Below are 10,166 nucleotides of genomic sequence, written 5' to 3' on the forward strand. Positions count from 1 at the left end.
GGTCACACGCGCTCCACGCTGGCCTTGCCGAACAGCCCGCCCGGCAGGGCGAAGAGCACGATCAGGATGACGATGAAGGCGATGGCGTCCTTGTAGGTGGAGGAGATGTAGCCGGCGCCGAGCGCTTCCAGCAGGCCGACCGCCAGCCCGCCGACCACCGCGCCGAGCGGGTTGCCCATGCCGCCGAGCATCGCCGCGGCGAAGCCCTTGAGCGCCAGCAGCATGCCGACATCGTAGCTGGTCAGGGTGATCGGGGTGACGAGGATGCCGGCGATGGCGCCGATCGCCGCCGACATGACGAAGGACAGGCCCATCACGAAGGAGGTGTTGATGCCGACGAGGCGGGCCGCCAGCCGGTTAGCCGCCGTCGCCAGCACGGCCTTGCCGATCAGCGTGCGGTTGAAGAAGGCCCAGAGCAGCACGACGATCACCGCCGCGCCGCCCAGCACCCAGAAGCTCTGCGGCAGGATCGCGGCGCCGCCGAAGCGGATCGGCGTGTTGCCGGAAAAGGCGGGAAGAGAGTGGAACTGCTTGTCGAACACAACTTGCGCGAGGCCGCGCAGGAAGATCGAGGCGCCGATGGTGATGATGATCAAGGTCACCGGCGAGGCGCCGCGCGCCGGCTCGATCGCCAGCCGGTGCAGCAGCAGGCCGACGACCATCGCGACCAGCACCGCACCGAGCGCGGCCAGCGGCAGCGGCACGCCGGCGGCGGTGGCGAAGACCGTGGTCATGCCGCCGATCATGACGAATTCGCCTTGCGCGAAGTTCACCACGTCGGAGGCGTTGTAGATGATGGTGAAACCGAGCGCGACCAGCGCGTAGACCGCGCCGACCGTCAGGCCGGAAACACAGAATTGCAGCAACTCGGGCATGGGTCCGCCGTCAGCTTGCCCGCGCCGTCGCGGCGGCCGGGCCGGGGGCCTACAATGTCGGGTGCAGTGGGTAGCCGCCGCGCGCGCCGGAGCGAACCGGCGCGCGCGGCGGGGCAGTGCTTGCGCGTTACTCGACCAGCGTCCAGTCGCCGTCGCGGATCTCCAGCATCCGGAAGGCGGTCAGGTCGAGGCCCATATGGTCGTCCGGCGACATGTTGACGACACCGGCGGTGCCCATGAAGCCCGAGGTCTTCTCGATCTCGTCGCGGATCGCCTTGGGGTCCTCGGAGCCGGCGCGCTGCATCGCCTCGACCAGGATCATCAGCCCGTCATAGGCATGGCCGCCGAAGGTCGACACCGGCTGGCCGGTCTTTTCCTCGTAGGTCGTCTTGTATTCGACGACGACGGCCTTCTGCGGGTCGTCGTCCGGCAGCTTTTCGGCAACCAGAAGCGCGGAGGCCGGCAGGCGCACGCCCTCGGCGGCATCGCCGGCAAGGTCGATGAAGGACTTCGAGGCAACGCCGTGGCTCTGGTAGAGCGGCACGTCGATGCCGAGCTGCTTGTAGTTGCGGGTCACGATCGCCGGACCCTGGCCGAAGCCGGGATTGACGACCGCCTGCAGGCCGGCGGCGTTCTTGATGTTGGTGAGCTGCGGCGTCATGTCGGAATCGCTCGGACCATAGGTCTCGTCCGCGACGATCTCGATGCCGTAATTGCCCACCACCTCAAGACACTGCTCGCGCATCGACTTGTCGAAGCCGCCGGTGCCGGAGATCATGCCGATCCTGGCAATCCCCTGGGTCTGCATGTCGGCGAAGATCTTCTCGCAGGCCATGCGGTCGGTATGCGGGGTCTTGAAGGTGAACTCCTTCACCGGATCGATGATGACCACGGCGCCGGCGAGCGAGATGAAGGGAATGCCCGCATCCTCGAAGACCGGGATCATCGCCATCGTCGTGCCGGTGGTCGAGCCGCCGACAACCGCGACGACCTGATCGTCCTCGACCAGACGGGTGGCGAAGGTGCGCGCCTTGTTGGCGTCGGCGCTGTCGTCATAGACGATCAGTTGCAACTGCTTGCCGTTGACGCCGCCTTCGGCGTTCAGCTTCTCGACATACATTTCCAGCGTCTTGGCCTCGGGATCGCCGAGGAAGGACGCGGGGCCCGTGACCGACAGCGGTGCGCCGATCCTGATCGTGTCGGCCGCCGCAGGGGCGGCCCAGACCATGGCGACACCGGCCAGCAGGGCCGCGCCACGGATGCATTTTCCGAAAACTGCCATTCTTGTTTCCTCCCACAGGTCCAGTGCAGTCTGTTTCCGGTCTCCCGTTCGAAAACAGGGGCCGGGGCAAACGCGTCGCCGCCGGCCCGTCCGTTCCTACGCCGCGACCGGGCGGCGCATGGCTGCCACGCGGAAGCGGTTGGCGACGAAGGCGCTGTCGCACAGACAGGCATTGCCGGCCGGGTTCGCTCCGGTGACGTGATAGTCGGAGAAGGCGGCGGACTGGTTGACGAAGATGCCGCCGGTCAGGTTGACCGAAAGCGCCACGCCGGCCTCGGCGAAGGCATCGGCCGCCTTGTCGATCACGGTTTCGTCCGTCGCGTAGAGCGCCGCGGTGATCGCGCCGCGCGCCTTGGCCGAGCCGGCCGCACGGGCGATCGCCTCCTCGGCGCTGTCGGTGGCGATCACGAAGCTGATCGGCCCGAACCGCTCCTCCAGATAGGCCGCCTCGTCCTTCGCATCGACCGCCAGCACGAGCGGGGTCGCCGAGCGGGCGCCGTCCATGCCCTCGACCGGGGTGCTGTCGCGCAGCACCTTGCCGAGCTTGCGGGCCTCCGCCACGCGCTGCAGCGTCGCCTCGCTCTGCACCGCGCCGAGCACGCCGGCCGCGCGCTGCGGATCGCCCAGCAGCTTGTCGACGGCGGTGGCGATGGCGCCGGCCACTTCGTCGAAGCTCTTGTGGCCCTCGTCGGTGTCGATGCCATCGCGCGGCACGAAGATGTTCTGCGGCGCGGTGCACATCTGCCCGGAATAGAGCGACAGCGAGAAGGCGATGTTGCCGGCCATGCCGCGCATCGACGGCGTGCCGGCGATGACGATGGAGTTGACGCCGGCTTCCTCGGTATAGACCAGCTTGCCCTTCGCGTTCTCGCGCACCCAGGCGCCAAAGGCCGGCGAGCCGGTAAAGTCGATGATCGCGACGTCGGGATGGGTGACCAGCTCCTTGGTCAGCGGCTTGTCGGCGGTGTCCGCCGCGAGCTGCAGCACGTTCGGATCGAAGCCGGCCTCGACAAGCACCTCGCGGCCGATCTTGACGGTCAGCGCCAGCGGCAGGATCGCGCCCGGATGCGGCTTGACGATCACCGGATTGCCGGTCGCAAGGCTGGCGAAGAGGCCCGGATAGCTGTTCCAGGTGGGGAAGGTGGCGCAGCCGATGACCAGCGCCGGACCGCGCGGCACGATGCGGAACTGCTTGTCCAGCACCAAGGGGTCCTTCGGGCCTTGCGGCTTTTCCCAGCGCACCGCGCCGGGAATGCGGCTCATCTCGTCATAGGCATAGGCGACGGCTTCCAGCCCCCGGTCCTGCGCATGCGGGCCGCCGGCCTGGAACGCCATCATGAAGGCCTGGCCGGAGGTGTGCATCACCGCATTGGCGAAGAGGAAGCTCTGCCGGTTGATGCGTTGCAGAATCTCCAGGCAGACGCCGGCGCGCGCTTCCGCGCTCGCCTTGCCCCAGCCGTCCATCGCGGCCTTCGCCGCGGCAACGGCCATGTCCGGCGTGGTCTCGGGATAGGTGACGGCAAGGTCGAGGCCGAAGGGGCTGACCTCGTGGCCGACCTGCCCGCCGGACGTCGGCTGGTCCAGCTCGAACGGCTTGCCGAGCAGGGCCTTGAAGGCGGCCTCGCCGTCGTCCTTCGCGCTCTCGCCATAGACCTTGCCGGAGGGGACCTCGGGATAGGCGGACCAGTAGCCGCGGCTATGGATCGTCTCCACCGCCGTGTCGAGGGTCGCCTTGTGCGTGTCGAAGAATGCGGCCATGACCGTCTCCCTGCGGGACGCGCTGGCCGGGCGCACGCCGACAGGGGCCCGTCTCGCGGGCTCCGCTGGCGTTGTCCTCCCGGCGGACGCGCCGCCTGTGTCTTGCCCGCCTCTCCGGTCGCGTCCAGACTTCGGCCTGATCGCGATGCCACGGGGGCGGGTCGGTTCGTTGGTCCGGACGTGATTGACAGCGCCCGATTGACGATCATAATAATTGACCGACCGGTTGGTCAGTCAAGTGAAAAATCACGAGGGCGACCGGTACGCGTCACGACGGGGGAGGGCACCTTGAGGGTGGAACCACGTCGCGGCGGCGGCACCGGCGCAACGGGAGGGCGCATGCAAACCGAGACTTCTGCGGCTCACGGCGGGGCGGAGCCCGCGCCCGTTCTGGTCGAGCGCGAGGGCGGCGTCCTCGTCGTCACCCTGAACCGGCCGGACAAGCTGAATTCCTTCAACGAGGCGATGCACGCCGCGCTGCGCGAGGCGATGGACATTGCCGAGAGCGATGCCGACATCCGCTGCGTGCTGCTGACCGGCGCCGGGCGCGGCTTCTGTGCAGGCCAGGACCTCAGCGACCGCGTCACCGCGCCGGGCGATGCCCCGCCGGACCTCACCCGCACCATCGAGGCGAACTACAATCCGCTGCTGCGCCGGCTGAAGGCGCTGCCGAAGCCGGTCGTCTGCGCTGTCAACGGCGTTGCCGCAGGCGCCGGCGCCAATATCGCGCTGGCCTGCGACATCGTTCTCGCCGCCGAGAGCGCCAAGTTCATCCAGGCCTTCTCGAAGATCGGCCTGGTGCCCGATTCCGGCGGCACCTGGACGCTGCCGCGCCTGGTCGGCCTTGCCCGCGCCAAGGCGCTGGCGCTGCTTGCCACCCCGGTCTCCGCCCGCCAGGCGGAGGACTGGGGCATGATCTGGAAGGCCCTGCCGGATGGCGAGTTGATGGGCGAGGCGCGCCGGCTTGCCGGAGAACTCGCCGCCGCGCCGACCTTCGGCCTCGGCCTCGTCAAGCAGGCGCTGGAAGCCTCCTTCGGCAACGATCTCGATACGCAGCTCGACCTGGAGCGCGATCTGCAAGGGCTGGCCGGACGCTCCCCGGACTACGCGGAAGGCGTCGCCGCCTTCATGGCCAAGCGCGCGCCCGTCTTCACCGGCCGCCCGCCGAAGGGCGCGGGCCAGGATGGGGAGGCATGACCATGACCGACACGCAAACCGCACGGCCGGCCAGCAGCATGAGCCCGGAGGAGCTGGCGCGCGCCTGCGCCGAGGCCATGTGGGCCGGCGACAAGGCGAGCCAGGGTCTCGGCATGGAGATCCTCGAGGTCGGGCCGGGCCGCGCGGTCATTGCCATGACCGTCACCGAGGCGATGGTCAACGGCCATGGCATCTGCCACGGCGGCTATATCTTCACGCTGGCGGATTCGGCCTTCGCCTTTGCCTGCAACAGCCACAACCAGAACACGGTGGCGAGCCATTGCGCGGTCAGCTTCCTGCGGCCCGGACGGCTCGGCGAGCGGCTCGTCGCGGCGGCTGTCGAGCGCTGGCGCGAGGGGCGCTCCGGCATCACCGACGTCACCGTGACCAATGCGGCGGGCGAGGTGCTGGCCGAGTTTCGCGGCAATTCCCGCACCATCAAGGGCACCCATCTGCCGACCGGGTGACCCGCGGGGGCGACGGCTTTCAACAAGAGCATTGGCCGCGCGCGGCGGAGCCCCGCGACGGCACAGGACAATCCGGGGAGGATGACACGCATGTTCGATCTGGCGCCGAAGCCGGGCGATCTCGACCCTATCGAAACCGCGTCGCGCGACGAGATCGCGGCCCTGCAGCTCGACCGGCTCAGGTGGTCGCTGCGTCACGCCTATGACAACGTTGCCCATTACCGCAAGAGCTTCGAGGAGGCCGGCGTCCATCCGGACGACCTGAAGACGCTGGCGGACCTCGGCCGGTTCCCCTTCACCCACAAGCAGACCCTGCGCGACAACTATCCCTTCGGCATGTATGCCGTGCCGCGCGAGCAGGTGGCGCGTGTCCATGCCTCCTCCGGCACGACCGGCAAGCCGACCGTCGTCGGCTACACCCGCAACGACATCAAGACCTGGGCGACGGTGATGGCCCGCTCGCTGCGCGCCGCCGGCGCCCGGCCGGGCATGATCTGCCATGTCGCCTATGGCTACGGCCTGTTCACCGGCGGTCTTGGCGCCCATTACGGCGCCGAGGAACTGGGCATGACCGTCGTGCCGATCTCCGGCGGCATGACCGAGCGCCAAGTGTCCTTGATCGAGGACTTCCGCCCCGACGTCATCATGGTGACGCCGTCCTACATGCTGGCGATCCTCGACGAGTACCGCGCGCGCGGCATCGATCCGCGCGAAACCTCGCTCAAGGTCGGCGTCTTCGGCGCCGAGCCCTGGACCAACGCCATGCGCCAGGAGATCGAGACGGCGTTCGACATGCATGCGGTCGACATCTACGGCCTGTCGGAGGTGATGGGGCCGGGCGTTGCCAATGAATGCGTCGAGACCAAGGACGGACTGCACATCTGGGAAGACCATTTCTATCCCGAGATCATCGACCCGGTGACCGGCGAGGTGCTCCCCGACGGCGAGATCGGCGAACTCGTCTTCACCTCGCTGACCAAGGAGGCGATGCCGGTCATCCGCTACCGCACCCGCGACCTGACGCGCCTGCTGCCGGGCACGGCCCGCTCGATGCGGCGGATGGAGAAGGTGACGGGGCGCTCCGACGACATGATGATCCTGCGCGGCGTCAACGTCTTCCCGACCCAGATCGAGGAGCAGTTGCTGCGGGTCGAGGGGCTCGCCCCGCACTATCAGGTGGAATTGACACGCTCGGGCCGGATGGACGAAATGACCGTCCATGTCGAGGCGCTTCCCACCCATGCCGACGACGCGCAGCGCGCCGCCTCCGCGGCCGAGCTGAGAACGCATATCAAGAACGTCATCGGGATCAGCACCCGTATCGCCGTCTCCGATCCGGGCGTGCTGGAGCGCTCCATGGGCAAGGCGAAGCGGGTGATCGACAACCGGCCGAAGGCCTGATAGGCCGGCGGCCGCAACAACAGGATCAGCGGTCGCGGGACCTTCCGCGACCGGACCACCGGGGGACTGGACGACATGGCACGCCCGCGCGCCGAGGACTATGACGACAAGCGCAAGGCGATCCTGAAGACCTCGGCGGAGCTCTTTGCCGAACACGGGTTCGACCGCGCTTCGATGAACCAGATCGCGCTCGGCTGCGGCGTTTCCAAGGCGCTGCTCTACCACTACTACGCCAACAAGGACGCGCTGCTCTTCGACATCATCCGCGATCATCTCGACGAGCTGATCGCCGCGGTGGAGGAGGGCGGCTCGCCCGATCTTGCCGGCGAGGAGCTGCTGCTCGGCTATGTCTCGGCGCTGCTCGACGCCTATCGCGACGCCAATGCCGAGCACAAGATCCAGATCAACGAGATGAAGCGGCTGCCGGCCGAGCAGCAGGAGGAGCTGAAGGCGCGCGAGCGCCGCCTGGTGCAGCTCTTCGCCGGCGCCCTGGCGCAGGCGGTGCCGCAGCTCTCCGAACCCGGCTCGGCGCTGCTGAAACCGGTGACCATGAGCCTCTTCGGCATGGTCAACTGGCATTATCTCTGGTTCCGCGAGGGTGGCCCGGTCAGCCGCTCCGACTACGCCCGCATCGCCACTCGCCTCATCCTCGACGGCGCGCGCAGCCTCGCCGGCTGAGAGCCGGCGCCGACGGCACGCCGCCTGTCTGGTCTGGCTGTGCGGCGCTAGCCGCCGGTCGACCGTTCGGCCGGCCAGTTGCGGTCACCCTCCGGCAGCATGAAGACCTGGCCCGGATAGATCAGGTCCGGATTGCGGATCTGGTCCTTGTTGGCCTGGTAGATCGTCGTGTAGCGGATGCCGGCGCCGTAGCGGCGCTGCGAGATGGTCCACAGATTGTCGCCGGTGCGGATGATCACGCTGGGGATCTGCCGGCTGCCGGCATCGCCGCTGGCGCCCGAGCCTGCACCGGCCTCGCCCGACAGCGCCACGGGGCGCAGGATGACGGCCTCGTCGGCGGCCTTTTCGAAGGTCACCTCGGCACGGGCGGCCACCGCACCGTCGCCGGCCGTCACCTGGTCGGCGCGCAGGGCCACCTCGCCCGGGTTGACCTCGCCTTGCGTTTCCAGCAGCCAGCGGCCTTGCGCATCCGTCCTCGCCTCGCCGACCAACTGGTTGTCGAGATAGACGCGCACGTTGCTGTTGGGCTGGCCCGAACCGGCGACGAAGACCTTCGTGCCTTCCGCTTCGACGGCCTCGACCGTGACGGTCGGCGTGGCATCGCTGTCGGCCGGTACCGTCCCGGCGAGTGCCTCGGCAGCAGCGCCTGCGGCAGGTGTATCGACGCTTTCGGCGGGCGTGGGAGCCTCGGCCGTCTGCTGCGCGCCGGCCGCTGCCGGCTCCGTCGTTCCGGTCCCGGAGGGGGCGGCGTCCGCGAGCTGCGGCTGTGCCGGAGCATCGCTCTGCGGCAGGTCCTGCGCCGGGGCGCCCTGTCCCGCCGACGCCTGTTCGCTCTCGCTGCCGGTCGCGGCTTGCGGCGCGGCGGCGACGTCCTGCGTGCCGGCCGGAGCGTCGCCCGGCTGGTCCGACGTCGCCTGTTGGGGCGCCGCCTGTCCGGATGTCGCCTGATCGGCGGCAGCGCCGGCGTCGGCGATCTGCTGCGGCTTCTGAAGGATCTGCGACGGCGCGCCGGGCTCGTTGAGCATGACCAGCACTTCGCCGGCCGACCGGTCCTGCGGCACGGAGACGGCCATCGACTGGCTCGATTCGTTGAGCACCTTGCCGTCGGCGTCACGGGTTTCCAGCGTCACCGCATGGGCCCCGGGGGGCAGCGGCTCGTCGAGCACGATGGCGAATTCGCCGGCGGCATTGGCGATGCCTCTGCCGACCACCTGGCCGTTCGCCAGCAGCGCGACGATCGCCCCGGCCTCGGAGCGGCCGGCAACGACGGCCGAGCCGTCCGGTTCGACCCGCATCAGGTCGAACGAGGGAAGCGCGGCGATCCGCTCATCCGCCGTCTTGCCGCCGATATCGGTGGTGTCCTGGGGCGTTGCGGCCGCCTGCGGCTCTTCGGTCTTGGCAGGTGCTTCGGTTGCGGCGGTCTGTGTCGCCGCCTCACCGGTCGCCGGCGCCTCCGCCGTCTGTCTGGCAGGGCCATCGTCCTTCTGCGACAGGTGGTAGCCAACCGCGCCGGCACCGACAAGGCCGAGCAGGACAAGCAACTGGATGATGAGTTTCTGCGACATGAAGACCCCGCGCTCCCCGCGATTCGCACCCTGCGGTTCCCGGTACGATATAATATGTGCCGCAGGCCCCGGAATTCCACCGCATGACTATACGCTAAAGCGCCAGCCGGCAAGCAAGCCGGCCCTCTGATCTGCACCGTTTCGCAGCGTTTTCGCGTCGGTCCCGTCCAGGCACGCGCCGGACGCTGCATGCTTGACCCGGAGGGACAGGGACGGCACATCTAAAGGCATGAAACAGGATCATACGACACCTTGCGGCGAGACCGAGGTCCGCCGCCTGTCCTCCGTTTGCGTCTATTGCGGCACCGGCGAGGGGACCGAACCCCATTATATGGCGGCGGCGCGGGAGCTTGGCCGCACGCTTGCCGCCGAAAGGCTGAACCTCGTCTATGGCGGCGGCTCGCTCGGGCTGATGGGGGCGGTCGCCCGCTCCGCGCTGGAGGCCGGCGGCCATGTCACCGGTGTCATCCCCGGCTTCCTGGAGGAGCGCGAGGTGATGATGCAGGCGGTCAGCGAGTTGATCGTCACGCGCGACATGCACGAGCGCAAGCGCACCATGTTCGAGCGCGCCGACGGCTTCGTGGCGCTGCCCGGCGGCATCGGCACGCTGGAAGAGGTGGTGGAGATGCTGACCTGGGGGCAGCTCGGCCAGCATTGCAAGCCGGTGGTGCTGGCGGACATCGGCGGCTTCTGGCGCCCCCTCATCGACATGCTGGTGCATATGCGGGCGGAAGGCTTCATCCGCGCCGGTTTCGAGGTCGACTACCGGGTGGCGACCAGCGTCGCCGAGATCCTCCCCGCCCTGCGCCGTCCGTCCGGTCTGCGCAAGGACGACACCGAGGCCGGCCTCGCCGATCTAGCGAAGCTCTGACCCCTGCCAAGAAGGGGGGGCGACCGGCCGTCCCGAGGATGGGACGACAGAAGCCGAAGGATGCGAAAGAGC

The 10,166-nt window shown here is 68.8% G+C and carries 9 protein-coding genes; 5 read left to right on the top strand and 4 right to left on the bottom strand.

Translation table 11 applies throughout. From position 1 onward, the window contains the following. Positions 1–2 precede the first annotated feature (2 nt). From TSB10GB4_RS04625 to paaN, 3 genes are all read right to left on the bottom strand, one after another. Positions 3–875: a branched-chain amino acid ABC transporter permease gene (locus TSB10GB4_RS04625; protein ID WP_186394751.1), complete on the bottom strand. Its 873-nt coding sequence runs from the start codon at positions 873–875 to the stop codon at positions 3–5. 127 nt (positions 876–1,002) lie between these two features. Beyond that, positions 1,003–2,103, bottom strand: a complete 1,101-nt coding sequence (locus TSB10GB4_RS04630; RefSeq protein ID WP_244296479.1) for an ABC transporter substrate-binding protein — start codon at positions 2,101–2,103, stop codon at positions 1,003–1,005. Between the two features lie 150 nt (positions 2,104–2,253). Further along, positions 2,254–3,915, bottom strand: a complete 1,662-nt coding sequence (gene paaN, locus TSB10GB4_RS04635) for a phenylacetic acid degradation protein PaaN (protein WP_186394753.1) — start codon at positions 3,913–3,915, stop codon at positions 2,254–2,256. A 339-nt stretch (positions 3,916–4,254) separates the two neighbouring features. Here paaN and paaG point away from each other — a divergent pair, with 339 nt between their 5' ends. The 4 genes from paaG to TSB10GB4_RS04655 all read left to right on the top strand — a co-directional run bounded on the left by paaG (position 4,255) and on the right by TSB10GB4_RS04655 (position 7,658). After that, a complete protein-coding gene (gene paaG, locus TSB10GB4_RS04640; RefSeq protein WP_186394754.1) occupies positions 4,255–5,112 on the top strand; it encodes a 2-(1,2-epoxy-1,2-dihydrophenyl)acetyl-CoA isomerase PaaG in 858 nt (285 codons plus the stop codon). Positions 5,113–5,114: 2 nt separating this feature from the next. Then, on the top strand, positions 5,115–5,579 hold the full coding sequence (gene paaI / locus TSB10GB4_RS04645) for a hydroxyphenylacetyl-CoA thioesterase PaaI (RefSeq protein ID WP_186394755.1): 465 nt from the start codon (positions 5,115–5,117) through the stop codon (positions 5,577–5,579). Between the two features lie 90 nt (positions 5,580–5,669). After that, complete coding sequence (gene paaK, locus TSB10GB4_RS04650) at positions 5,670–6,980, top strand: phenylacetate--CoA ligase PaaK (RefSeq protein ID WP_186394756.1); 1,311 nt, start codon at positions 5,670–5,672, stop codon at positions 6,978–6,980. 75 nt (positions 6,981–7,055) lie between these two features. Continuing rightward, positions 7,056–7,658, top strand: a complete 603-nt coding sequence (locus TSB10GB4_RS04655; protein ID WP_186394757.1) for a TetR/AcrR family transcriptional regulator — start codon at positions 7,056–7,058, stop codon at positions 7,656–7,658. A gap of 47 nt (positions 7,659–7,705) precedes the next feature. Here TSB10GB4_RS04655 and TSB10GB4_RS04660 read toward each other — a convergent pair whose 3' ends face one another. Next, complete coding sequence (locus tag TSB10GB4_RS04660) at positions 7,706–9,223, bottom strand: LysM peptidoglycan-binding domain-containing protein (RefSeq protein ID WP_186394758.1); 1,518 nt, start codon at positions 9,221–9,223, stop codon at positions 7,706–7,708. A 229-nt stretch (positions 9,224–9,452) separates the two neighbouring features. Here TSB10GB4_RS04660 and TSB10GB4_RS04665 point away from each other — a divergent pair, with 229 nt between their 5' ends. Continuing rightward, complete coding sequence (locus TSB10GB4_RS04665; protein WP_186394759.1) at positions 9,453–10,094, top strand: TIGR00730 family Rossman fold protein; 642 nt, start codon at positions 9,453–9,455, stop codon at positions 10,092–10,094. Positions 10,095–10,166: the final 72 nt, after the last annotated feature.

The organism is Stappia sp. TSB10GB4, assembly GCF_900185745.1.
Lineage (GTDB): Bacteria > Pseudomonadota > Alphaproteobacteria > Rhizobiales > Stappiaceae > Stappia.